22 protein-coding genes, 1 rRNA gene and 1 riboswitch are annotated in these 23,689 nt (G+C 74.8%); of the genes, 17 read left to right on the forward strand and 6 right to left on the reverse strand.

The features are described from left to right. Positions 1 to 183 precede the first annotated feature (183 nt). The 5 genes from rrf (at position 184) to IEW03_RS02150 (ending at position 4,365) form a co-directional block, all read left to right on the forward strand. Positions 184 to 300 (forward strand): 5S ribosomal RNA (gene rrf, locus IEW03_RS02130). 193 nt (positions 301 to 493) lie between these two features. Beyond that, positions 494 to 1,762, forward strand: coding sequence for an AGE family epimerase/isomerase (locus IEW03_RS02135; RefSeq protein ID WP_188522022.1), 1,269 nt, complete (start codon positions 494 to 496; stop codon positions 1,760 to 1,762). Beyond that, on the forward strand, positions 1,759 to 2,217 hold the full coding sequence (locus IEW03_RS02140) for an RrF2 family transcriptional regulator (RefSeq protein ID WP_188522023.1): 459 nt from the start codon (positions 1,759 to 1,761) through the stop codon (positions 2,215 to 2,217). Before IEW03_RS02135 ends, IEW03_RS02140 begins: the two co-directional genes overlap by 4 nt. Positions 2,218 to 2,425: 208 nt before the next feature. After that, positions 2,426 to 3,352 carry a sulfite exporter TauE/SafE family protein gene (locus IEW03_RS02145; protein ID WP_188522024.1) on the forward strand — a complete coding sequence of 309 codons (927 nt, stop codon included), beginning with the start codon at positions 2,426 to 2,428 and terminating at the stop codon, positions 3,350 to 3,352. Between the two features lie 197 nt (positions 3,353 to 3,549). Further along, positions 3,550 to 4,365, forward strand: a complete 816-nt coding sequence (locus tag IEW03_RS02150) for a PAS domain-containing protein (RefSeq protein ID WP_188522025.1) — start codon at positions 3,550 to 3,552, stop codon at positions 4,363 to 4,365. Positions 4,366 to 4,371: 6 nt separating this feature from the next. On the opposite strand, the gene IEW03_RS02155 is transcribed toward IEW03_RS02150, so the two are convergent. Next, entirely contained in the window at positions 4,372 to 4,632 is a 261-nt protein-coding gene (locus tag IEW03_RS02155) for a DUF4235 domain-containing protein (protein ID WP_188522026.1), read from the reverse strand. Between the two features lie 119 nt (positions 4,633 to 4,751). Further along, positions 4,752 to 4,856: riboswitch (TPP riboswitch) on the forward strand. A 79-nt stretch (positions 4,857 to 4,935) separates the two neighbouring features. Between IEW03_RS02155 and IEW03_RS02160 the strand changes: the two genes are divergently transcribed. From IEW03_RS02160 to IEW03_RS02170, 3 genes are read left to right on the forward strand one after another with little or no spacing between them, the layout of a single operon-like run. Continuing rightward, complete coding sequence (locus IEW03_RS02160; protein WP_188522027.1) at positions 4,936 to 6,015, forward strand: thiamine ABC transporter substrate-binding protein; 1,080 nt, start codon at positions 4,936 to 4,938, stop codon at positions 6,013 to 6,015. Next, entirely contained in the window at positions 6,012 to 7,739 is a 1,728-nt protein-coding gene (locus IEW03_RS02165; protein WP_188522028.1) for an ABC transporter permease, read from the forward strand. The genes IEW03_RS02160 and IEW03_RS02165 overlap by 4 nt, the downstream gene beginning before the upstream one ends. Continuing rightward, the gene (locus tag IEW03_RS02170) at positions 7,739 to 8,854 is read left to right on the forward strand and encodes an ABC transporter ATP-binding protein (protein ID WP_188522029.1); all 1,116 of its coding nucleotides are present in this window, start codon (positions 7,739 to 7,741) and stop codon (positions 8,852 to 8,854) included. The genes IEW03_RS02165 and IEW03_RS02170 overlap by 1 nt, the downstream gene beginning before the upstream one ends. A gap of 22 nt (positions 8,855 to 8,876) precedes the next feature. Here IEW03_RS02170 and IEW03_RS02175 read toward each other — a convergent pair whose 3' ends face one another. Both IEW03_RS02175 and IEW03_RS02180 read right to left on the reverse strand, forming a co-directional pair. Further along, positions 8,877 to 9,578 (reverse strand): response regulator, encoded by a 702-nt coding sequence (locus IEW03_RS02175; protein WP_188522030.1) that lies wholly within the window; start codon positions 9,576 to 9,578, stop codon positions 8,877 to 8,879. After that, positions 9,575 to 10,825 carry a sensor histidine kinase gene (locus tag IEW03_RS02180; protein WP_188522031.1) on the reverse strand — a complete coding sequence of 417 codons (1,251 nt, stop codon included), beginning with the start codon at positions 10,823 to 10,825 and terminating at the stop codon, positions 9,575 to 9,577. The genes IEW03_RS02175 and IEW03_RS02180 overlap by 4 nt, the downstream gene beginning before the upstream one ends. A 166-nt stretch (positions 10,826 to 10,991) precedes the next feature. Here IEW03_RS02180 and IEW03_RS02185 point away from each other — a divergent pair, with 166 nt between their 5' ends. Beyond that, positions 10,992 to 11,450 (forward strand): DUF6069 family protein, encoded by a 459-nt coding sequence (locus IEW03_RS02185; RefSeq protein WP_188522032.1) that lies wholly within the window; start codon positions 10,992 to 10,994, stop codon positions 11,448 to 11,450. Positions 11,451 to 11,557: 107 nt separating this feature from the next. Then, on the forward strand, positions 11,558 to 12,172 hold the full coding sequence (locus tag IEW03_RS02190; protein WP_188522033.1) for a dihydrofolate reductase family protein: 615 nt from the start codon (positions 11,558 to 11,560) through the stop codon (positions 12,170 to 12,172). Positions 12,173 to 12,208: 36 nt separating this feature from the next. On the opposite strand, the gene pgi is transcribed toward IEW03_RS02190, so the two are convergent. Next, complete coding sequence (pgi, locus tag IEW03_RS02195; RefSeq protein WP_188522034.1) at positions 12,209 to 13,918, reverse strand: glucose-6-phosphate isomerase; 1,710 nt, start codon at positions 13,916 to 13,918, stop codon at positions 12,209 to 12,211. 230 nt (positions 13,919 to 14,148) lie between these two features. Here pgi and IEW03_RS02200 point away from each other — a divergent pair, with 230 nt between their 5' ends. Further along, a complete protein-coding gene (locus IEW03_RS02200) occupies positions 14,149 to 14,634 on the forward strand; it encodes a DUF1269 domain-containing protein (RefSeq protein ID WP_188522035.1) in 486 nt (161 codons plus the stop codon). Positions 14,635 to 14,708: 74 nt separating this feature from the next. Here the strand turns inward: IEW03_RS02200 and IEW03_RS02205 are convergent, their stop codons facing one another. After that, positions 14,709 to 14,996, reverse strand: a complete 288-nt coding sequence (locus IEW03_RS02205; RefSeq protein WP_188522036.1) for a hypothetical protein — start codon at positions 14,994 to 14,996, stop codon at positions 14,709 to 14,711. Between the two features lie 178 nt (positions 14,997 to 15,174). On the opposite strand from IEW03_RS02205, the gene IEW03_RS02210 reads away from it, so the two are divergent. After that, positions 15,175 to 15,939 carry a copper homeostasis protein CutC gene (locus IEW03_RS02210; protein ID WP_229737370.1) on the forward strand — a complete coding sequence of 255 codons (765 nt, stop codon included), beginning with the start codon at positions 15,175 to 15,177 and terminating at the stop codon, positions 15,937 to 15,939. Beyond that, entirely contained in the window at positions 15,936 to 16,634 is a 699-nt protein-coding gene (locus IEW03_RS02215; protein ID WP_229737326.1) for a DedA family protein, read from the forward strand. The genes IEW03_RS02210 and IEW03_RS02215 overlap by 4 nt, the downstream gene beginning before the upstream one ends. A gap of 35 nt (positions 16,635 to 16,669) precedes the next feature. Here IEW03_RS02215 and IEW03_RS02220 read toward each other — a convergent pair whose 3' ends face one another. Next, positions 16,670 to 17,722 (reverse strand): LacI family DNA-binding transcriptional regulator, encoded by a 1,053-nt coding sequence (locus IEW03_RS02220; RefSeq protein WP_229737327.1) that lies wholly within the window; start codon positions 17,720 to 17,722, stop codon positions 16,670 to 16,672. A 202-nt stretch (positions 17,723 to 17,924) separates the two neighbouring features. Between IEW03_RS02220 and IEW03_RS02225 the strand changes: the two genes are divergently transcribed. From IEW03_RS02225 to IEW03_RS02240, 4 genes are all read left to right on the forward strand, one after another. Then, the gene (locus IEW03_RS02225) at positions 17,925 to 19,238 is read left to right on the forward strand and encodes an ABC transporter substrate-binding protein (RefSeq protein WP_188522038.1); all 1,314 of its coding nucleotides are present in this window, start codon (positions 17,925 to 17,927) and stop codon (positions 19,236 to 19,238) included. A gap of 2 nt (positions 19,239 to 19,240) precedes the next feature. Next, positions 19,241 to 20,308, forward strand: a complete 1,068-nt coding sequence (locus IEW03_RS02230) for a carbohydrate ABC transporter permease (RefSeq protein ID WP_188522039.1) — start codon at positions 19,241 to 19,243, stop codon at positions 20,306 to 20,308. Further along, complete coding sequence (locus tag IEW03_RS02235; protein WP_188522040.1) at positions 20,305 to 21,189, forward strand: carbohydrate ABC transporter permease; 885 nt, start codon at positions 20,305 to 20,307, stop codon at positions 21,187 to 21,189. The genes IEW03_RS02230 and IEW03_RS02235 overlap by 4 nt, the downstream gene beginning before the upstream one ends. A 69-nt stretch (positions 21,190 to 21,258) precedes the next feature. Beyond that, positions 21,259 to 23,676 (forward strand): beta-xylosidase/alpha-l-arabinosidase, encoded by a 2,418-nt coding sequence (locus tag IEW03_RS02240; RefSeq protein WP_229737328.1) that lies wholly within the window; start codon positions 21,259 to 21,261, stop codon positions 23,674 to 23,676. The last annotated feature ends 13 nt before the right edge of the window (positions 23,677 to 23,689 follow it).

Here is a 23,689-nt window from a genome sequence, read left to right on the forward strand (position 1 = left end):
AGGACGAAAGACTGTCGGAGCTGACCGGTACTAATAAGCCAACAACTTCACACACACCACAACCCTTACGGTTGTGCGAATAGCATGCACGCGTCCACTGTGCGGTTCCCGAGAAACGGGCACCACCCCCCCACCACACCCACAGGTGTGGACCCACGGGGGTGCCTGACAACTCGATAAAGTTACGGCGGTCATAGCGAAGGGGAAACGCCCGGTCCCATCCCGAACCCGGAAGCTCAGCCCTTCAGCGCCGATGGTACTGCCCTCGAGAGGGGGTGGGAGAGTAGGACGCCGCCGAACACCCATTCACGAAAGGCCCACCCCCGACCCGGGGGTGGGCCTTTCGCATACCCGCACCCGCGGTGGACCACCCGCGCGGTCGGAGCCGGCCGCGGACGTACGTGGCCGGTCCCGGCAGCGATCCCCTCAACCGCTTCATACTCGACGGCGGGCCGGTGTGGGGCATGGCGGCGTCGGTCGGTAGGCTGCCGTGGTGACTCATTCGCTCGCACCCGCTGGTCCGTCCTCGGCATGGCGCCGCCGCCATTTCACGGAGCTGTCGGCCATCGCGGTCGACTCCATCCGGGACGACGGAGCCGCGTGGTGGCTCGACGACGCGGGCCGCCCGGACAGGACGCGCGCCGCGGAGACCTGGATCACCTGCCGGATGGCGCACGTGCTGGCGCTCGGCGACCTGCTCGGTCTGCCCGAGGTGGGCGCCGCCGCCGGGCGCGCGATCGGCGGGCTGCGGGACGTGCTCGGCGACAGCGAGCACGGGGGCTGGCTGACGTCTGTCGGCCCGGCCGCGGGGGAGCTCGACGGGACCAAGGGCGCGTACCCGCACGCCTTCGTGGTGCTCGCGGGCGCCACGGGAACCATCGCCGGCACGCCCGGTGCGCCGGCGCTGCTCGAGGACGCCCTGCGCACGCTCGACGAGCGCTTCTGGGAGGCCCGGCACCGTCTGCACCTCGACACCCGGTCGCGCGACTGGCTCGAGGTCGACCCGTACCGGGGCGTGAACGCGAACATGCACTCGGTCGAGGCGCTGCTGGCCGCGCACGACGCGACGGGCGACGGCGAGTGGGCGGCACGGGCCGCCGCGATCGCCGACCGTGTGATCGGGTGGGCCGGGGCCAACGCGTGGCGTATCCCGGAGCACTTCGACGCGGAGTGGAACGTCCAGCTCGAGTACAACGCCGACCGTCCGCACGACCCGTTCAAGCCGTACGGGGCGACGCCCGGTCACGGGCTGGAGTGGGCGCGCCTGCTCCTGCAGGTGGACCTCGCGACCGGGACGGAGGGGCGCCGCACCGCCGCCGCGCAGTCGCTCTTCGACCGTGCGGTCGAGGACGGGTGGGACACCGAGCGGGGCGGATTCGTCTACACCACGGACTGGGACGGCCGACCGGTGGAGGCGCGACGGTTCCACTGGGTCGCGGCCGAGGCCGTCGCTGCCGCCGACGCGCTGGGCTCGGTCACGGGCGAGGAGCGGTACGCCGGTCTCGCCGAGGTGTGGTGGGACTGGATCGACCGCTACCTTCTCGACCACGAGGGCGGGTCGTGGTTCCACGAGCTCGACACGGACAACCGCCCGTCGGGACGGACCTGGGTGGGCAAGCCGGACGTGTACCACGCGGCCCAGGCGGTCATCCTGCCCGAGCTGCCCCTGAGCGGCTCCCTCGCGGGGTCGGCCCGCACGGCGGGGCCGCTCCTGGCGCTCGCGACGGACCCTGACCCGCACCCGCAGGGCGCCGACCGATGAGGATCTCGGCGAAGGCCGACTACGCCGTCCGGGCTTCGGCGGAGCTGGCGGCCGCGACCGGGGGGCACCCGGTGCCGGCGGAGGCGCTCGCCAAGGCGCAGCAGGTCCCGCACCGGTTCCTCGAGGCGATCCTCAGCGACCTGCGTCGCGAGGGCATCGTCGCGAGCCGGCGCGGGGCCGGTGGCGGATACGTGCTCGCGCGTCCGGCGGACCGGGTGACGGTGGCCGACGTCGTCCGGGCGGTCGACGGTCCGCTCGTCTTCGTGCGCGACGCGCGCCCCTCCGACCTCGAGTACGAGGGAGCGGCGGCGTCGCTGCTGCACGTGTGGGTGGCGCTGCGCGTCAACGTGCGTGCGGTGCTGGAGCAGGTCACGCTCGCGGACCTCGCCGCGGGCTCCGTGCCCGACGTCGTGCGGCAGCTCACCTCCGACGGCGCCGCCTGGGAGAACCCCTGACCCCGGGTCGTCCCTGAGGGGGTCACTGACCGGGCGCCCTGACGCCGCCCGGACCGACGACGGCGTCGGCCCGCGCCGGCAGCTCGAGGCCTCGCACCTTTCTCTCATGCGGCCGTGATGGCTCGTAACCCTTGAATCCGATCGGACCGATGGGTTAACTTGACTGCTGCGGCAGAAGGGCTGTCGCGACGACGAAGGGACACCGCCCGTGCGGACGCTCGTGCTTCTCGCTCTCGTGGGCCTCGGAGCCCAGCTCGTCGACGGCAGCCTCGGCATGGCCTACGGCGTCACGTCCACGACCCTGCTGCTCGCCATCGGCACGAACCCGGCCGCCGCCAGCGCCACCGTGCACCTCGCGGAGATCGGCACCACCCTGGCGTCTGGCGCGTCGCACTGGCGGTTCGGCAACGTCGACTGGAAGGTCGTGCTGCGGATCGGCGTCCCCGGCGCGATCGGGGCGTTCGCCGGCGCCACGTTCCTGTCGTGGCTCTCCACCGAGATCGCGCAGCCGCTCATGTCCGTCCTGCTGCTGGCGCTCGGGCTGTACGTGCTGCTGCGCTTCACGTTCCGCGGCCTGCGCACCGACCGCCTCGGCCAGCCGCTCCGCAAGCGGTTCCTCACGCCCCTCGGCCTCGTCGCAGGCTTCATGGACGCCACCGGCGGCGGCGGGTGGGGCCCCGTCGGCACCCCGGCCATCCTGGCGAGCGGGCGGATGGAGCCGCGCAAGGTGATCGGCTCGATCGACACGAGCGAGTTCTTCGTCGCCGTGGCCGCGAGCCTCGGGTTCCTCGTGGGCCTGGGCACCGCGGGCATCGACCCCATGTGGGCGCTCGCGCTGCTGGTGGGTGGTCTCATCGCGGCTCCGATCGCCGCGTGGCTCGTGCGGCTCGTCCCGCCGCGGGTGCTGGGCTCGGCCGTCGGAGGGGTCATCGTCCTCACCAACGCGCGGACCCTCATGGGCAGCGACTTCCTCTCGGTCTCCACCGGGGTCACGAACACCGTGTACGCGCTCATCGCCCTCGGGTGGGCGTACGCCGTCTGGTACTCCTTCCGTGAGCACCGCAAGGACCAGGCGCAGGCGGCCGCCGAGGCCCGTCGGGCCGACCGGGCCGCCGCCCAGGAGGCACCTGCCTGACCCGGCATCCGACCAGGCATCCGACCCGGCATCCGCCGTCGGGGGCCCGCGACCGGCCGAAAATCACCCGCGATGACGTCGCCACCGCGGCCCCGAGGCACGGGGCCGCGGTGGCGATGTGCCGCGCTCCCGGTAGCGTGGTGGTGACACCACGCTGAGTGGGCCCGACCCTGGTGCGAGGTGCTGGGAGGGATGCCATGTCCGCATCGACGTCGTCCATGCCCGGTGGCCCGGTGCGACGGGAGCTCGTCGCGCTCGCGGAGCTCCTCGGGGCCGGGGCGCAGCTCCTCGTGGGCCGCTACCGCGTGGACGTGGGCAGCGGTGCATGGTGGTGGTCCGACGAGGTCTACCTGATCTTCGGGCGGGAGCCGGGCGCGGTCGCGCCGGGCCCCGAGGTGCTGCGGGCCCACATGCATCCCGACGACCGGGAACGGCTCTCCCGGACCGCGACCGTCGCGCTCGGCGGCGGCCGCCCGTTCGCGGGCGCGCACCGCATCGTCGACGACCACGGGCGCACGCGGACCGTCGTCGTCACCGGCCAGGGACGGGGCGGCGACGACGGGCGCACGGCCCAGCTCGTCGGGTACGTCATCGACGCCAGCCCGGTGGCGCGCGAGGCGCTCGACCGGGAGGCGCAGCGCGCGGTCTCGCGGGCATTCGTGGCGGCGGCCGCGGCGGAACGGGCCAAGGGCGCCATCATGGCGGTGTGCGGCGTCGACGAGTCGGTCGCGTCCGAGGTCCTGGCCGACGCGGGGGCGCAGGTGGGCATCTCCGGTCAGACCGCGGGCGTGCAGATGATGCAGGCGCTCGCGCGCGGCGCACCGGAGCCGGAGGAGCACGACGGGGAGCAGGGCGACGGCGCGACCATCGCCCGCTCGGTCGTCGAGTCGGCGCTGCCGGCGACGGACGCCGCCGCTCGGCTCAGCCGCGCGCTCGCCACCGTCCACCCGGTCGAGCGCCCGCACGGGCACGACGCGCAGCTGGCGCGCCGCCGCCCCCACGCGGGCCGCTGACCGGGCTCAGGCGCGGAAGCGGGCCCCGGCGCGCACGGCGCCCTGGCGTGCCAGGCGCTTGGCGAGGACGGCGACGCCGCCCGAGACGGCCGCGAACGTCACGGCCTGCACGATCGACAGCTCGTCGTCGTCCACGTTGGTGGGGGCCACGCTGCCAGTGGCCTTCTCCCAGGCGAGGCCCACGAGCTTCTGCGCCACCCATCCTGCGGCGACCGTCAGGACGACGGTGCCCACCTTGACCGCGAGCGGCTGCTCGTCGTCTCCCACGTGGCCTCCTCGGTTCGGTACGTCCTACGACTGGCTCAGGTATCGGCGCACGTCAGCGAAGTCACACCGCGTGCGCCGAAGGGCACCACCGTAGCGCGGCACGAGTGTGTAGGCTCGTGGGGAAACGACAGGGGAGCGCCCCAGGGCGCTGAGAGTGCGGGCCACCGCAGACCCTCGAACCTGACCCGGCTAGCACCGGTGGAGGAAGTCGGGCATCTCGATCCCTGCGCGTCGTCCCGCGCGCCCTGGACGGGGATCGCGGACGTCGCGCAGGACCCCCTTCTCGACGGCTGAGGAGGAACAATGACCCATGGTGCTGCGCGCCGCCGACGTCTCGCGGGCGGGGCGGCCGTCGTCGCCCTGCTGCCGCTGCTCGCGGCCTGCGGACCGAGCGGCGACCCGGCGGGCGAGGGCTCGGCGTCGGGCGGCGTCGTCACGCTCGTCACGCACGACTCGTTCGCCGTCTCCGAGGAGGTGCTGGCGGACTTCGAGGCCAGCAGCGGGCTGACGGTCGAGCAGGTGGCCCCCGGTGACGCGGGCACGCTCGTCAACCAGCTCGTGCTGACCAAGGACGCGCCGCTCGGCGACGTCGTGTTCGGGGTGGACAACACGTACGCGACGCGGGCGGTGGACGCCGGCGTCTTCGAGCCGTACGAGCCCGCCGACCTCGACCCGCAGGTGGCGGAGCTCGCGCCGGAGCCTCTGGCGGGCACGCTCACCCCGGTCGACATGGGCGACGTGTGCATGAACCTCGACGACGGCTGGTTCGCCGAGCACGACCTGCCCGCCCCGGCCACCCTCGAGGACCTCACGAAGCCCCAGTACGCCGACCTGACGGTCGTCACCAACCCTGCGACGTCGTCGCCCGGCCTGGCGTTCCTGCTGGCGACGGTCGGGGCCTTCGGCACGGACGGCTGGCAGGGCTACTGGGAGGACCTGGCCGGCAACGGCGTCAAGGTGGCGGAGAGCTGGGAGGACGCGTACTACGTCGACTTCTCGGGGGCGGGTGAGGGCGGGCAGCGCCCGATCGCGCTGTCGTACGCGACGTCGCCGGCGTTCACGCTCACGGAGGACGGGACGTCGTCCACGACGAGCGCCATGCTGGACACCTGCTTCCGGCAGGTCGAGTACGCCGGCGTGCTCGCGGGGGCCGAGAACCCCGAGGGGGCCCGGCAGCTCGTCGACTTCCTGCTCTCGGAGGCGTTCCAGGCGGACGTCCCCGGCCAGATGTACATGTACCCCGCCGACCCGGAGGTGGAGCTGCCCGCCGACTGGCAGGAGTTCGCCCCGCTGGCGGACGAGCCGTTCGACGTGCCGCCGGCCGAGGTTGACGCGCACCGCGACGAGTGGATCGAGCAGTGGACGGCCACGGTCATCGGGTGAGGCGGAGGCGCAGCGCAGGGTGGGAGCGGCCCGGGCGGGCGTGGCCGGGGAGGCTCGGCTGGGCGGCGGCCGTCGCCGTCCCGCTCGCGTTCCTCGGCGTCTTCTTCGCCTGGCCGGTGGTGGCCCTGGTCGTCCAGGGCTTCTTCGCCGACGACGGCGCGGGCGGGCGGGTGCTCGACCTGTCGGGGTTCGCGGAGGTGCTGTCGCAGCCGCGCACGTGGCGGCTCGTCGGCCAGACGCTCGGGCAGGCGGCCGCCGGCACGGTGCTGTCCGTGCTGCTGGGGCTGCCGGGGGCGTACGTGCTGTACCGGTGCCGGTTTCCGGGCCGCACGCTGGTGCGCGGGCTCGTGACGGTGCCGTTCGTGCTGCCGACGGTCGTGGTGGGCGTCGCGTTCCGGGCCCTGTTCGTTCCGGGCGGCCTGCTCGGGTGGACGGGACTCGAGGAGACGTTCGCGGCGATCGTGGTCGCCCTGGTCTTCTTCAACTACGCCGTGGTGGTGCGCACGGTGGGCGGCCTGTGGGAGCGGCTCGACCCGCGGGCCGAGCAGGCCGCGCGCGCCCTGGGGGCGACGCCGTGGCGGGCGTTCCGCACGGTGACGCTGCTCGCGCTGGGACCGGCGATCGCGTCGGCGGCCGCCGTCGTGTTCCTGTTCTGCTCGACGGCGTTCGGGGTGGTGCTGGTCCTCGGTGGCGTCGGCTACGGCACCGTCGAGACGGAGATCTGGGTGCGCACCACGCAGTTCCTCGACCTGCGCTCGGCGGCCGTGCTGTCGGTGCTGCAGCTGGTCGTGGTCGGCGCCGCGCTGGCCGTGGGGGCGCGGGCGCGGGCGCGCCGGGAGCGGGCGCTGCACCTCACGAGCGACCGGACGTCGTCGCACCCGCTGCGGCTGCGGGCCGCGGCCGACCTGGTGCCCGCGGTGGTGACCGCCGTCGTCGTGGCCGGGCTGCTCGTGCTGCCGATGGCGGGCCTGGTGGCGCGCTCGTTCCGCGGGCCGGACGGGTCGTGGGGGCTGGACAACTACGTCGCGCTGGGCACGACCGGTGGTCGCAACACGCTGTCGGTGACGGTCTGGGAGGCGCTGGGCAACTCGCTGCGCACGGCGGCTCTGGCCGCGGCGATCGCCCTCCTGGTCGGGGGCCTGGTCGCGCTCGTGGTGTCCCGGCGGCCGCGCTCGCCGGGCGCCCGGCGAGCGGTCGGGGTGCTCGACGCCGCGTTCATGCTGCCGCTCGGGGTCTCCGCGGTGACCGTCGGGTTCGGGTTCCTCATCACGCTCGACCGGCCGCTGGGGCTCGACGTCGACCTGCGCACGTCGGGGCTGCTCGTGCCGATCGCGCAGGCGGTCGTCGCGATCCCGCTCGTCGTGCGGACGGTGCTGCCGGTGCTGCGGGCGATCGACCCGAGGCTGCGGGAGGCCGCCGCCGTGCTGGGCGCGCCGCCGGGCCGGGTGCTGCGCGACGTCGACGGCGCCCTGGCCGCCCGCTCGCTCGGGCTGGCGATCGGGTTCGCGTTCGCCGTCTCGCTGGGGGAGTTCGGGGCCACGTCGTTCCTGGCCCGGCCCGACGCCGCCACGCTGCCCGTCGTGATCTTCCGGCTCATCGGGCGGCCGGGGGCCGAGAACTACGGGATGGCGCTCGCGGCGGCGGTGGTGCTGGCGGTGCTGACCGCGACGGTGATGATGCTGGCGGAGAGGCTGCGCGGTGACGCGGCCGGTGGGGAGATCTGATGGGTGCGCGGGAGCCTTCGCCGCGGCCGGCACGAGACGCCGGGGGCGGGCTGGCGGTGCGGGACGTCGTCGTGCGCTATGGCGACGCGTCTCGGGCCGGGAAGCGCGGTGGCACGACGGCGGTCGACGGCGTGTCGCTCGACGTCGCCGACGGCGAGGTGCTGGCGCTGCTCGGGCCGAGCGGGTGCGGCAAGTCGTCGCTGCTGCGGGCGGTGGCCGGTCTCGAGCCCGTCGCGGCCGGGCGGGTGCTGCTCGACGGCGCCGACCTGGCCGGTGTGCCGGTGCACCGGCGCGGGTTCGGGCTGATGTTCCAGGAGGGACAGCTGTTCCCGCACCGCGACGTCGGGCGCAACGTCGCGTACGGGCTGCAGGCCGCGCGCGTGCCGCGGGCCGAGCAGGAGGAGCGCGTGCGCGAGCTGCTCGACGTCGTCGGCCTGGCCGGGTACGCGCGCCGGGCCGTGGTGACGCTCTCGGGCGGTGAGCGGCAGCGGGTCGCGCTCGCCCGGGCGCTGGCTCCGCGCCCCCGGCTGCTGCTGCTCGACGAGCCGCTCTCCGCCCTCGACCGCGGGCTGCGCGAGCGCCTCGCCGTCGACGTGCGCGACGTGCTGCACGAGACCGGCACCACCGCCGTCTTCGTCACCCACGACCACGACGAGGCGTTCACCGTCGCCGACCGGGTCGCGGTGATGTCCGCCGGCCGGCTGCTGCAGGTGGCGCCGCCCGAGGAGCTGTGGCGCTCGCCCGCGTCCCGGCAGGTCGCCGGGTTCCTGGGCTACCAGGCGTTCGTGCCCGCCGGGGCGTTCGTGCCCGCCGGGGCGGGCGGGGCCGACGGTGCGGGCGGCGCCGACGGCGGCGAGCTCCTCGCCGTGGGGCCGACCGGGCTGCGCGTCGTGACCGAGCCGGACGGCGCCGGGGAGGGGCACGGCACGCCGTTCCACGGCGTGGTCGTGGGGTCCGTGTTCCGCCGCGGCCGCGCCGAGGTCACGGTCGACGTCGACCTCGGCGCCGGCGAGCAGCGGCTCGTGGCGATCGCCGACGGCGTCGACGTGCCCGGGGAGGGCGACAAGGCGGTCCTCGCGCTGGACCCGCGCGGCTGCGCACGCGTGCCGGGCTGAGCCGCCGTCCCGCCGGACGTCGTCAGTCGTCGCCGGCCTCATGGACCAGCAGCGCCACCTGGGTCCTGTTCTCGACGCCGAGCTTGTCCAGGACGCTCGACACGTGCGCCTTGACGGTCGGCACGCTGAGGTAGAGGTCGGCCGCGATCTCCGCGTTGCTGGCCCCGCGGCCGAGGCGGGTGGCGACGTCGCGCTCGCGTCCAGTGAGGGCGCCCAGCGCCTCCCGGGCACGCTCACGGCCGCTGCCGGCCCCGGCGACGGCGTCCATCAGCCGGCGGGCCACGTCGGGCGCCAGGACCGGCTCGCCGGCGGCCGCCGCGCGCACCGCTGCGGCGATCCGGTCGGGCGCCATGTCCTTGAGGAGGTAGCCCGCAGCGCCCGCGCGCAGCGCCCCCGACACCTCCTCGGCGGTGTCGAACGTCGTGAGGACCACGACGGCGGGCGGCATGGGCCGGGCGCGCACGCGACGCGTGGCCGCGATCCCGTCCACGCCGGGCATCCGCAGGTCCATGAGCACGACGTCGGCCGGGTGCGCGTCCAGCACGCCGGGGACCTCCGCGCCGTCGGCGGCCTCCGCCACGACCCGGATCCCGTGGGCGCCGTCGAGCATGAGCCGCAGGCCGGCGCGGACCAGCGCGTCGTCGTCCACGAGCACGATGCGCACCGGGGCGGTGCGCGGGGAGCTCGGGTCGGAGGAGGGGCCGGGCTCGGGCGTCGTCGTCACGCGTCCCACGGTAGCCACGCCTCGACCGCGAACCCGCCCGACGCGTGGGGACCGGACGCGAGCGTGCCGCCCAGCAGCGTGACCCGCTCGCGCAGCCCGACCAGCCCCGTGCCGGTCCCCACGCCCTGCGGCGCGGCGGCGCCCTCGGCGGCGCCGTCGTCGACCACGCGCGCCCGCGTCTCGCCGGGCGAGGTCGTGACGGTCACGCGCACGGCCGCGCCCGGTGCGTGCCGGCGGGCGTTGGTGAGCCCCTCCTGCACGACGCGGAACACGGCCGTCGCGACCGCGGCGGGCAGGGCGGCGCCGTCGACGCCCGCGTGCTCGTACGAGACGTCGGCTCCGGCGGCACGGGAGTCGTCCACCAGCCGCCGCACGTCGTCCAGGCCCGGGACCGGGCCCAGGTCGTCGGGGCCGGCGCGCAGCAGGCGCACGACCTGGCGCAGGTCCTCGAGCGCGTCGCTCACGCCCGCGCGCACCCGGCCCGCTGCCGCCGCGAGCTGTGCCGGGTCGGCGTCGGGCCGGTACTCCATGGCCCCGGCGGTCGCGGCCAGGAGGGACAGCCGGTGCGCGAGGGTGTCGTGCATCTCGCGGGCGATGCGGGTGCGCTCGGCCGTCCGCGCCTCGGCGACGCGCCGCTCCTGCTGGGCCTCGGCGCGGCGGGCCCGGTCGCGCAACGACCACAGCACGAGGGCACGTTCGCGGCCGTACGCGCCCCAGCCGAGGAGCGCGGCGTGCACCGCGACGTCGCACAGGAGCCACCAGCCCAGCGGCAGGCTCTCCGGCCGCCACAGCGCCTGGACGGCGTGCCCCAGCACGCCGGCCCCCGCGACCCACACGGCCGTGCGGAACGGGTACCAGCGTGCGACCTGCAGCGTCCCCACGGTCGCCGCGGGGGTGGCCGCGCCCGAGACCGCCGCGAGGACCGCGAGGGCGACCGCCGCGGCGACGGCGCGGCGGGTGAAGAGCACCGGCACGAGCGCGACGGCCGCGACCGCCACCGCGACGTCGACGGCGGCCGGCACCTGCGGCGTCGTGCCGACGACCGGTCCCAGGCCCGGGGACGAGGTGACGACGGCGGCCGTGGCGGCGGCGGTCAGGGCGGCGACGAGCGCCCACGCGGTCGCGAGGACGCCGACCGGCACCGCGGGCGGGCCGTGGTCGGGCGGCGGCCACGGGGCGTCGTCGGGCCGGCCGCCGGGGCCGGGGCAGGGTGCCGCTGCGGTCGGGGTGGTGCCGGCGGTGGTCATGACGGGGACGCTACGGCGCGCCGGCGTCGACCGGCACCGACGAAAGTCGGGGGTCGGCCCGACCGACGGCGCCCTCACGACCGACCTCGGCAGGGCGCGCGGCGGCACGGGCCCGCGGGATGGTCGTCGTGCCGGCAGGGAGCCGGCTCGAGGAGGGGACGAGGACATGGACGCGACGGAGAGCTCGACCACCGGCGGGGCCGCCCCGGGCAGCACGGCGCGACGCCCGCGGTGGACCCGCACGAGGACGGTCGTGGTGGCGGCGGTGATCACCGGGCCGCTCGTCTACCTCGTCGGCACGCTGCTGGGCGTCGACCCGCAGGTGCGGTCCGGGACCGGCACGTTCGAGGTGCCGATCTCGTTCGTGATCGGCGCGAGCCTCACGGCCGCGCTGGGCGGCTGGGGCGTGCGTGCGCTGCTGCTCCGGACCAGGAGCGGGGGCCGTGCGGCGTGGTACCTGCTGTGCGCGGCGGTGCTCCTGGTGTCGCTGGCGGGGCCGCTGGGTGCCGCGAACCCGGGTGCCGTGGCGCTCCTGACGCTCGAGCACCTGGCCGTGGGCGGCGTCATCATGTTCGGTCTCGCCGGGGCGACCGCCGGCGGGGGCCGGGCCGCGCGGCGTCCCTGAGCGGGTGGGGCGGGCCTCGGCGAGAATGGGCGGCGGGTCGCCGTCGTCCCGGCCGCGACGCGGCGGGGGCGCGCGCCCTCGCCGACCAGCCCACGGAAGGACGCCTCATGGCCTCGGTCGTCTCCACCCTGTTCATCTCGCTCGACGGCGTGGCCGAGATCGACCCGGCCTGGCACTTCCCGTACTTCGACGACCACATGGCCGGCGCCGTCGACGACGACTACCGCGACACCGACGTCCTGCTGATCGGCCGCGTCACGTACGACAGCTTCGCCGGCGCGTGGCCCGAGCGGGAGGAGGCCGGCGAGGAGGACGCCGAGTTCGCCAGGCGGCTCGGGAACATGCGCAAGGTCGTGGCCACGCGGGGGAGCCAGGACCTCGGGTGGCGCCACGTCGAGCGCCTCGAGGGCGACCTGCCGGCCGCCGTCGCCGCCCTCAAGGGCGAGGACGGCGTCGAGAAGGTGCTGGTGCCCGGCTCGCTGTCCGTGGTGCGCCAGCTGCTCGCGGCCGGCCTGCTCGACGAGCTGCGGCTGCTGGTGCACCCGGTGGCGGCGCGGCACGGCGAGCGGCTGTTCGACGAGGGAGAGCCGATCTACCCCCTGACGCTGCTGCGGTCGGAGGCGTTCCCCACCGGCGTCGTGCGGCTGATCTACGCGCCGAGCGCGCTGCCGAACGCCGACGGCTACGAGGAGGTCAAGGGCAAGGTCCCCAGCGGGGAGTGAGCGGCCCGCCCGGCGGGCCGCTCGATCGACGCGGCGTCAGCCGCGGCGGTCCCGGTAGTAGCGGATCAGGGACTGCGTCGACGCGTCCTGGGCGTCGAGCGCGGCGTCGTCGCCCGAGACGGCGGGGGCGACCTCCAGGGCCAGCTTCTTGCCGAGCTCCACGCCCCACTGGTCGAACGAGTCGATGCCCCACACGACGCCCTGCGTGAACGTCACGTGCTCGTACAGGGCGACGAGCTGGCCCAGCACCGACGGCGTGAGCGCGGGCGCCATGATCGACGTCGTCGGACGGTTGCCCGAGAACGTGCGCGCGCTGACCAGGTCCTCGGCCGTGCCCTCGGCGCGCACCTCGTCCGCCGTCTTCCCGAACGCGAGGGCCTTCGTCTGGGCGAAGAAGTTCGCCAGGAACAGCTCGTGGACGTCGGCGCCGGCGGGCACGGTCTTGCCGTCGCCCTCGGTGTCCGTCAGCGGGTAGGCCGGGTTCGCGAAGGCGATGAAGTCGGCCGGGACCAGCTGCGTCCCCTGGTGGATGAGCTGGTAGAACGCGTGCTGGCCGTTGGTGCCGGGCTCGCCCCAGAAGACCTCGCCTGTCTGCGTGGTGACGTGCGAGCCGTCCCAGCGCACCGACTTGCCGTTCGACTCCATCGTGAGCTGCTGCAGGTACGCGGGGAAGCGGTGCAGCTGCTGCGCGTACGGCAGCACGGCGTGCGTGTGCCCGCCCAGGAAGTTGACGTACCAGACGTTGAGCAGCCCCATGAGCGCCGGCACGTTCCGCTCCAGCGGGGTGCTGCGGAAGTGCTCGTCGACGGCGCGGAAGCCCGCCAGCAGCTCGCGGAAGGCGTCCGGGCCGAACGCGATCGCCAGCGACGTGCCGATCGCGGAGTCCACCGAGTAGCGACCGCCCACCCAGTCCCAGAACCCGAACGCGTTCGCGGGGTCGATGCCGAACGCCTCGACCTTGTCCAGCGCCGTCGACACGGCGACGAAGTGGGCCCGCACGGCGGCCTGCTTCGCGTCGGCGTCGTCCTCGATGGCGCCCTGCGCGATGAGCTGCTCCCACAGCCACGCGCGGGCGAGCCGGGCGTTGGTGAGGGTCTCCAGGGTGCCGAACGTCTTGGACGCGACGATGAACAGCGTCGTCTCGGGGTCCAGGCCCGCCGTCTTCTGCGCCACGTCCGTCGGGTCGATGTTGGAGACGAACCGCACCTCCAGGCCGTGGAGCAGGTACGGCCGCAGCGCCTCGTAGGCCATGACCGGCCCGAGGTCGGAGCCGCCGATGCCGATGTTGACGACCGTGCGCACCGGCTTGCCCGTGATCCCCGTCCAGCCGCCGGAGCGCACGTCGTCGGCGAAGGCGGACACCTGGTCGAGCACGGCCGCGACGTCGGCGTCCACGTCCTGACCGTCGACGACGAGGGGCGGCTGCGTGCCGGGCGCGCGGCGCAGGGCCGTGTGCAGCACCGCGCGGTCCTCGGTGACGTTGATGTGCTCGCCGGTGAACATGGCCTCGATCCGCTCCGGCAGGTGCACCTCGCGGGCCAGCCGCACCAGCAGCTCGAGGGTCTCGTCGGTGGCGAGGTTCTTCGACAGGTCGACGAACAGGTCGCCCGCGGTGTGGCTCATCCGCTCGGCGCGGCCCGGGTCGTCCGCGAACCAGCCCCGCAGGTCCCCGCGGAACTCCTGGTAGTGGCCGTAGAGCTCGCCCCACGCCGGGGTCGTGGTCGGGTCGACGGGGGAGGTGCTCATGCCTGCTCTTCCTTCGTGCGGACGGGGCGTCCCCCGCGGGGGACGACGGCGGTCCTACGGTAACCAGCCCTGGGCCCGGTCGCTGGCGGACGGCCGGTGACGGACCGGGACGGGGCAGGGTCGGACGGGGTCGGACGGACCGGGCCGGCTCCCGCGGTGGCGGCCGCCGGGGCCCGGTGCCACGATGCCGAGCAGCCGGGAACCGGTCCCGGCCCGACGGGGAGGGACGCATGGCGCGATTCATGGTCTGGAAGTTCGACGACCCGGAGGCGGCGGGACGCGCCGTCCACGTGCTCAAGGACGCCGAGGCCGAGGGCCTCGTGAAGATCATCGACCACTCGGTGGTGAGCTGGCCCGAGGGGGCGAAGAAGCCCACCGCGCACGGCCAGAACGAGGACGCGGCGAAAGCCTCCGGGTGGGGCGCCTTCTGGGGCCTGCTGCTCGGCGCGCTGTTCTTCCTGCCCGTCATCGGCGCCGTCGCCGGCGCCGCGATCGGCGGCATCACGAAGGCGCTGTCCGAGGTCGGCATCTCCGGCAAGGACATCGACGCGATGAAGGAGCAGATCGTGCCCGGCACCTCGGCGCTGTTCCTCGTGACGGAGCAGATCGACCCCGACCGCCTGGCCGAGCGCTTCCACGGCGTGCAGGCGACGCTGGTGAGCACCAACCTCACGGACGCGGAGCGTCGCACGCTGCTGGACACGTTCGGGCAGTGACGTCCCGGCCGGGCCCGTCGGAGACCGGACGACGGGCCCGGCCGCGGATCAGGCCCCGAGGGGCAGGCCGAGGGTCAGGCCGCGTACCAGCGGTTGCCCCAGCGCCGGGTGAGCCGGCCGCCGAACGTGTCGGCCAGGGCGTCGACACGGTCCTGCACGGCGTCGGCGACCCGGTGCGCCGCCGCGTCGTCGTCCGCGAGGAAGCGGACGGTGATGCGGGCCCGGCCGCGCACCACGCCCACGTCGTACGACTCGACCGTGGTGAGCTCCCGTGCGGCGTCGGCCGCGGCGGGCAGGACGTCCGCGGGGTCCACCCCGGGCTGCAGGAGACCGACGGCGAGGCTCACGCGATAGGACGGCACCCGCCGATCCTGCCACCGCTCCCGCCGACCACGATGCCGTCACATCCCGCTCCCGTGACCTGCACCCCCGCCCCGTAGACTCGCCGCCGTGACTGCCGACCCGTCGCCCGCCGTCGAGCCCGACGCCACCCCCGACCCGCGCACGCCGTCCCGTCCCGGCCGGGGCGTCGCCCTCGAGATCGCCGTGCAGGACGTCGCCGGTGCGCGCGCCGCCGCGGCCGGCGGCGCCGACCGGGTCGAGCTCTGCGCCGCCCTCGCCGGCACCGGCGGGCTGACGCCCTCCGCCGGGATGGTCGCCGCGGTGGCCGACGCGCTGCGCGGCACCGGCGTCGGGGCCCACGTGCTCGTGCGCTCGCGCGCCGGCGGCTTCGTGCCCGCGCCCGACGAGGTGGACGTGCAGGTGCGCGACGTGCGCGCCGTGCTGGAGGCCGGGGCCGACGGCGTCGTCGTCGGTGCGCTGACCGCCGACGGCCGGGTCGACGCCGCGACCCTCGCCGCCCTCGTCGCCGCCGCCGACGGGGCGGAGGTCACCTTCCACCGCGCGATCGACCAGGTGGAGCGTCCGGTCGAGATCCTGGAGACGCTCGCCGCCGCGGGGGTGCGCCGCGTGCTCACCTCGGGCGGCGCCGCCCGTGCGGGCGACGGCCTGGACGTCCTCGCGGCGCTCGCGGACCGCGGACGTGAGCTGGGTGTCGAGATCATGGCGGGCGGTGGCGTGCGCACCGAGGACGTGGCCGCGCTCGTCGCCGCCGGCGTCGACGCCGTGCACCTGTCCGCGCGGCGCACCGTGTCCGCCGACGGCGGCCCGGGCGGCGGCGGCACCGGCGGGTACGACGTCACCGACCCGGCCGCCGTCGCCGCCGCGCGCGCGGCCCTCGACGCGGCCCTCGGCGCGACGCCCGGTGCTGCGGCCCGGTCCGGCGCGGGGCGGGTCGCCCCGTGAGCGGCCTGGCAGCGTCCGCGACCGACCCGTCGCAGGGCTACGACGGCTTCATCGGCTGGGTGCTGAGCCTCATGGAGACGCTCGGCGAGGTCGGCGTGGGTGCGGCGGTGCTGATCGAGACCTTCGTGCCGCCGATCCCGTCCGAGGCCGTGCTGCCCGCGGCCGGCTTCCTCGCCTACGACGGCCGGATGAACGCGTGGCTCGCGATCCTCGCGGCGACGCTCGGCGCCGTCGTCGGTGCGTGGCTCTGGTGGTACATCGGGCGGCTGCTGGGCCGCGAGCGCACCCGCGCCATCGTGGACCGGATCCCGCTCATGGACGGCACCGACTTCGACAAGGCGGAGACGTTCTTCGCGAGGTGGGGCCGCACCGCCGTGCTGGTGGGCCGCTGCGTGCCGCTGGTGCGCAGCTTCATCTCGATCCCCGCCGGGATCGAGCGCATGCCGTTCTGGTCGTTCACGCTGTACACGGCGATCGGGTCGGGCGTGTGGAACGCCATCTGGGTGGGCCTCGGCTACGCGTTCGGCCCGGCGATCGAGCCGGTGCTGGAGCAGTGGAGCGGCATCCTCTCGGACGCGGTCCTGGTCGTCATCGGCCTGCTGGTGCTGTGGTTCGTCGTGGTGCGCCTGCGTTCCCGCTACCGCGCGCGCCGCGGCCCGCAGGAGCCCGAGCGCCGTCACCAGCGCCCGCGCTGACGACCCGTCCCGACCGGCCGTCCTGACCGCTCGCCCTACCGCGGTGCGGGGGCGGTGCTGGACCGCACGACGAGCTCGGTCGGCAGCCGCCGGTGGCGCTCGCCGGGGGTGCCGGCGAGCAGGTCGAGCAGCATCCGCAGGGCCTCGGCGCCCATGTGGTGCAACGGCTGGGCCACGGTGGTCAGGGGCGGCGTGCAGCCCCAGGACTCGGGGACGTTGTCGAACCCCACGACCGACAGGTCCTCGGGCACCCGCAGACCCAGCTCGGCGGCCACCTCGAGGACGTGGATCGCGGACAGGTCGTTCGCGGCGAAGACGGCGGTGGGCCGCGGGCCGTCGGCCGGGTCCAGCAGCTCGTGGGTGGGCTCGTCGGCGAGGTCGGGCCGGTACCCGCCCACCCGCACCAGCGCCGGGTCGACGGCGATGCCGGCGGCCTCGAGCGCCTGCCGGTAGCCGACCTCGCGCAGTCGCGCGGACTCGAGGTCCGGCCGGCCGGCCAGGTGTGCGATGCGCCGGTGGCCGAGGTCGATGAGGTGCTGCACGGCCTGCCGCGCGCCGCCGGCGTTGTCGGTGTCGACCGTGGGGGTGCCCTCCGGCCCGGTGTGGGGGTCGACGGCGACCACGGGGATCGGCACGTCCGGCGCCATGACCACGGTGGGCGTGACGACGATGGCGGCGTCGACGAGGGTGCCGGCCAGCCGGGACAGGGAGCGTCGTTCCCACCCGCCGGCGGCGCCGCCGTCGGTGCGGCCGGCGTAGGCGAGGAGCTCGTACTCCGTGCCGTCGACCGCCGCGGAGATGCCCTTGAGGAGCTCGGTGGAGAAGGGCTCGAACTCGGCGACGAGCACGCCGATGACGCCTGTCCGGCCGCTCCGCAGGCTGCGCGCCACCAGGGAGGACTCGTAGCCGAGCTCCTCGACGACGGCGAGCACGCGGGCCGACGTCGACGGCGCGACCCCGTAGCGGTTGTTCACGACCTTCGACACGGTGGCGACGGAGACGCCGGCGACGCGCGCGACGTCGGAGATGGTGACCCGGCCGGGGGGCGCGGGGCGCCCGGTGGTCGGGGGATCGGCGGCGGTGCTCACGAGTCGACAGTATGCGCCATCCCGGAGCCGGGGGCCCGGCCGTCGCCGGCGGGGCGCAGACGCCTCCGTCCACGTGTCGAAATCGTTATCGAAAACGATTGACACTCGACGACGTCCGCTGCCAGTCTGCTCGGTGAGCACAGATGCCCCATCTCGCGGCAGCGACGCTGCCGTGCCCGTCGACGAGGACAAGGGATCGATGATGACGAGGACGAGGATCATGCGCGGCGCGACCGCGGTCGCGCTCGGGACGACCGTCGCGCTCCTGGCCGCCGCCTGCGCCGGCCAGGGCACCGCCAACCAGCCGGACAGCAGCGAGGACGCGGACGCCAGCACCATCACGTGGTGGCACAACTCCAACACCGGCGACGGGAAGAAGTACTACGAGGAGGTCGCCGCCGACTTCGAGGCCGAGCACGAGGGTGTGACGGTCGAGATCAGCGCGATGGACCACGAGGACATGCTGACCAAGCTCGACGCGGCCTTCCAGGCCGGCGACTCCCCGGACGTGTTCATGGAGCGCGGCGGCGGCGAGCTGGCCGACCACGTCGAGGCGGGCCTGCTCAAGGACATCTCCGAGCCGGCGGCCGACACGATCAGCACCCTCGACGCCTACATGCCCGGCTTCCAGGTGGACGGCGCGTCGTACGCGCTGCCCTTCTCCATCGGCGTCGTCGGCTTCTGGTACAACAAGGCGCTCTTCTCCGAGGCGGGGATCGAGAAGACCCCCACCACGATGGAGGACCTGTACGCCGCGTTCGACAAGCTCGACAAGGCGGGCATCGTGCCGGTCTCCGTGGGCGCCGGTGACAAGTGGCCGGCGGCGCACTACTGGTACTACAACGTGATCCGCGAGTGCTCGGCGGAGACGCTCGACGCCGCGATCGCCGACGTGGACTACTCCGACCCGTGCTTCGTCAAGGCGGGCGAGGACCTGGAGGAGCTCATCGCCACGGAGCCCTTCAACAAGGGCTTCCTCACCACCCCGTCCCAGTCCGGTGCGACGTCCGCGTCCGGCCTGCTCGCCACCGGCAAGGTGGCCATGGAGCTCGCCGGCCACTGGGAGCCCGGCGTCATGCAGGGCCTCACGGAGGACGGCTCGGGCCTCGGCGACGACACCGGCTGGTTCCCGTACCCCTCCATCCCCGGCCAGCAGGGCACCGAGTTCGCGCAGATGGGCGGCGGCGACGCCTGGGCCGTGTCGCAGGGCGCGCCCGACGTCGCGGTCGAGTTCGCCCAGTACCTGCTGAGCGACGAGGTCCAGAAGGGCTTCGCGGAGCTCGACATGGGCCTGCCCACCAACCCGACCGCGTCGAGCGCGGTCTCCGACCCCGCCCTGGCCGAGCTGCTCGAGGTGCGTGACGGCGCGCCGGAGATCCAGCTCTACCTCGACACGCTGCTCGGCACGTCCGTCGGCGGCGCGATGAACGACGAGATCGCCCTGCTGTTCGCCGGCGAGGCCACGCCGCAGGACGTCGTCGACGCGGTGCAGTCGGCAGCGGACGCGGAGCAGTGAGCGTGGCGGACGACGTGACCGCGCCCGCGGCCGCCTCGTCCGCGACGTCCACGGTCGCCCGGTCCGCCGGTCGTGCGAAGGCACGGCCGGCGGACCGGCGCCCGGGTGGGGGTCGGGACGAGCGGGGCGCGGCCCGTGGCAGGGCAGGCGTCTGGCGCAAGCGCGCCGAGATCGCCCTCTTCGTGACGCCGGCGCTCGCGCTGCTGGTCGCGTTCGTGGTGGTCCCGGTGGCCACCGCGGCGCAGATGTCGCTGTACCGGTGGAAGGGCTTCGGCCCCATGGTCGACTTCGTCGGCCTGCGCAACTACGTGTCGGTGCTGACGAACGAGGTGTTCACCGACGCCCTCGTGCACAACCTGATCATCGTGGTCGGCTCGATCCTGCTGCAGCTGCCGCTGGGCCTGGCGATCGCGCTGCTGCTCAACCGCCGCATGTGGGGCCAGGGGCTGCTGCGCACGATCATCTTCGTGCCGTACGTGCTCGCCGAGGTCATCGCCGGTGTCGTGTGGTTCCAGCTGCTGCAGCCGCAGTACGGCGTCATCGACACGATGCTCGAGGCGGTCGGGCTGCAGGGCCCGGACCAGGGCTTCCTCGGCACGCCCGAGTACGCCCTGTGGACCGTGCTCGTCGTGCTGACGTGGAAGTACCTGGGCCTGGCGGTCATCCTGTTCCTCGCCGGCCTGCAGGGCGTGCCCGAGGAGCTCTACGAGGCCGCGCAGCTCGACGGCGCGAGCTGGTGGCAGGTGCAGCGCCGGATCACCGTCCCCCTGCTGGGGCCGACCATGCGCACCTGGGGCTTCCTGTCGATGATCGGCTCGCTCCAGCTCTTCGACATGGTCTGGATCCTCACCGGCGGCGGGCCCGCCAACGCCACCACCACCATGGCCACGTTCCTGGTCAACGAGGGCACCAAGCGGCAGAACTTCGGCATCGCGGGCGCCGCGTCCGTCGTGCTGTTCGTCGTGGCCCTGATCCTCGCCGTCGCCTACCAGCAGTTCGTGCTGCGCCGCGACAACGACGACGCCCCCCGCCGCAGGGCGCGCCGGGCCCCGAAGGAGGTCGAGCGATGAGCGTCGCCACCACGTCAGCCCCCGCCCGCGGCACGGCGGCGCCCGCACGGCGCGGCCGCCGCACGTCGGGCAGCAACGTCCTCGTGTACGCGATCGCCCTCGTGGTGGTCGCCGTGACCCTCGGGCCCGTGCTGTACGGGGTGCTCGGCGGGTTCCGCACCAACGCGCAGATCGCGGAGGACCCGTCGGGCCTGCCGAGCCCGTGGGTGTTCAGCAACTACGCGAACGTCCTGTCCTTCGACTCGCCGTTCTGGGGCTACTTCCTCAACTCGACGGTCATCGCGGTGCTGACCACGGCCGTGGTCGTCGTCTTCGGCGTCATGGCCGCCTACCCGCTGGCCCGCTACCGGTTCCGCGGCCGCGAGGCGCTGTTCATGGTGTTCGTCATCGGCCTGCTGTTCCCGGCCACGGTCGCGATCATCCCGCTGTTCATCCTCATCACGCAGAACTACCAGCTGGGCAACACCTGGTGGGGCGTGGCGCTGCCGCAGGCGGCGTTCGCGCTGCCGATGACGGTCGTCATCCTGCGCCCGTTCCTCATGGCGCTGCCCACGGAGCTCGAGGAGGCGGCCCAGCTCGACGGCGCCAGCCGGATCGGGTTCTTCTGGCGGATCCTGCTGCCCCTGTCCGGTCCGGGCATGGTGACGGTCGGCGTGCTCGCGTTCGTCGGCTCGTGGAACGCCTACCTGCTGCCGCTGCTCCTGCTGCGGGGTGACATGCGCACCCTGCCGCTCGGCGTCGCGGACTTCTCCTCGGAGCACTCCGCGGACACCGCCGGCGTCTTCGCGTTCACGACGCTGGCGATGATCCCTGCGCTGGTGTTCTTCCTCGCCATGCAGAAGCGCATCGTCAACGGCCTGCAGGGCGCCGTGAAGGGCTGAGCCCTCGCCCCGCCCCTCCCGCCCGTCCACCCCGCTCGTCCCGTACGTCGCGTACGAAGGAGATCCACCGTGACGCAAGTCCCCCCTGCGGTGCCGCAGGTGTCCGAGCGCGTGGCCGCGCTGCACTCGGCGATGACGCTCGACGAGAAGCTCGCGCAGCTCGTCGGCTACTGGCTCGACAAGGGTGGCGAGGTCGTCGCGCCCATGCAGGGCGAGATGGCGACCGACGACGGCGGGCGCCTCGAGGAGGTCACCCGGCACGGGATCGGGCACTACACGCGGGTGTACGGCACACGCCCCGTGGACCCGGTCGACCGGGCCCGCTGGCTGTGGGACGAGCAGCGCCGCCTGCGGACGCAGACGCGCCTGGGCATCCCCGCGCTCGTGCACGAGGAGTGCCTCACCGGCCTGGCCGCCTGGAAGGCGGCGACGTTCCCGACGCCGCTCGCCTGGGGGGCGTCGTTCGACCCCGAGCTGGTGGCCGAGATGGGCCGGCTCATCGGCGGCTCGATGCGCGAGCTCGGCATCCACCAGGGCCTCGCGCCCGTGCTCGACGTGGTGCGCGACCCGCGCTGGGGCCGCGTCGACGAGTGCATCGCCGAGGACCCGTACCTGGTGGGGACCGTCGGCACCGCCTACGTGCGCGGGATGCAGGAGGCCGGGGTGCACGCCACCCTCAAGCACTTCGTGGGCTACTCCGCGTCGCGCGCCGGGCGCAACCACGCGCCCGTGTCCGCGGGGCCCCGGGAGATCGCCGACGTCTTCCTCCCGCCGTTCGAGATGGCGGTGCTCGACGGCGGCGCCCGGTCCGTCATGGCCACGTACGTGGACGTCGACGGGGTGCCGATGCATGCCAGCGGCGAGTACCTCACGGGTGTCCTGCGCGAGCAGTGGGGCTTCGACGGCACCGTCGTGGCGGACTACTTCGGCGTCGCGTTCCTCGAGGTCATGCACCGGGTGGCGGCCGACCGCCGGCAGGCGGCCGCCGCGGCGCTCGAGGCCGGCCTCGACGTCGAGCTGCCCAGCGGCGACGCGTTCCTCGAGCCGCTGGCCGCCGCCGTGCGGGCCGGGGACGTGGACGAGGCGCTGGTCGACCGGGCCGTGCTCCGCACGCTGGCGCAGAAGGAGCAGCTCGGGCTGCTCGACGAGGACGCCTTCGCGGGCGACGCCCCGGCGAGCGTCGACCTCGACCCGCCGGAGCACCGGGCCGTCGCGCGCCGGCTCGCGGAGGAGTCGGTCGTGCTGCTGACCAACGACGGCCTGCTGCCGCTGGCGGGCTGGTCCGCCACGCCGGCGCGCGTCGCGGTCGTGGGCCCGAACGCGCACCGCAGCGACGCGCTGATGGGGTGCTACTCGTTCGCCAACCACGTGCTCGCGCACCACCCCGACGTGCCCAAGGGCTTCGAGATCCCCACCGTCCTCGAGTCGCTGGGCGAGGCGTTCGAGCAGGCCGGCCTGGAGCGCCCGGAGCTCGTGCACGCCCCCGGCTGCGACGTCGAGGGGGAGGACACCTCCGGGTTCGCGGCCGCCGTCGAGGCGGCGTCCGGCGCCGACCTCGCGGTCGTCGTCGTCGGCGACCACGCGGGCCTGTTCGGCCGCGGGACCGTCGGGGAGGGCAACGACGCGGAGTCGCTGGAGCTGCCCGGCGTGCAGCGCGCGCTCGTCGAGGCGGTCGTGGCGACGGGGACCCCCGTGGCGATGGTCGTGGTCAGCGGCCGGCCGTACGCGATCGGCTGGGCGCTCGACGGCGACCGCGCGCCCGCGGCCGTGCTGCAGGCGTTCTTCCCGGGCGAGGAGGGCGGGCCGGCGCTCGCCGGCGTCCTCGCGGGGACGGTCAACCCCTCCGGCCGGCTGCCGGTCTCGCTGCCGCGGTCGGCGGGCGCCCAGCCCTACTCCTACCTGCACCCCGTGCTCGGCGGGCCGTCCGACGTGACGTCGACCGACTCCACGCCGCTGCGCCCTTTCGGGTTCGGCCTGTCGTACACGTCGTTCGCGTACACGGACCTGCAGGTGGACGACGACGTCGCCGCGGGCGGCACGTTCACGGCCGCCGTCCGGGTGACCAACGTCGGCACCCGCGCGGGCGCCGACGTCGTGCAGCTCTACGCCCGCGACCTGGTCGGCTCGCTGCCGCGCCCCGTGGTCCAGCTGCTCGCCTACCGGCGCGTTGAGCTCGCGGCGGGAGAGTCCGTCGTCGTGACCTTCCAGGTCCCGACCGCGCGGCTGGCGTTCACCGACCGCCGCATGGCGCGGGTCGTCGAGGCGGGGGACGTCGAGGTGTGGGCGGGCTCGCACGCCGCGGCCACCGCCGCCGTCGCCCCCGACGACGTCCAGGAGACCACCGGCGGGGCGATCACCAGCGCGCGGCCGGCGGAGAAGCGGCAGGTGCCGGGCACGGCGACCCCGCGGGCGACCCTCGTCGTCACGGGCGACACCTACGCGGTGACGCCCGCCGACCCGCGGGTCGTGGGGTCGACGGTCGGCTAGCGCCGGTCGCCCC

The sequence above is a fragment of the Isoptericola cucumis genome, assembly GCF_014635665.1.
Taxonomy (GTDB): Bacteria; Actinomycetota; Actinomycetes; order Actinomycetales; family Cellulomonadaceae; genus Isoptericola; species Isoptericola cucumis.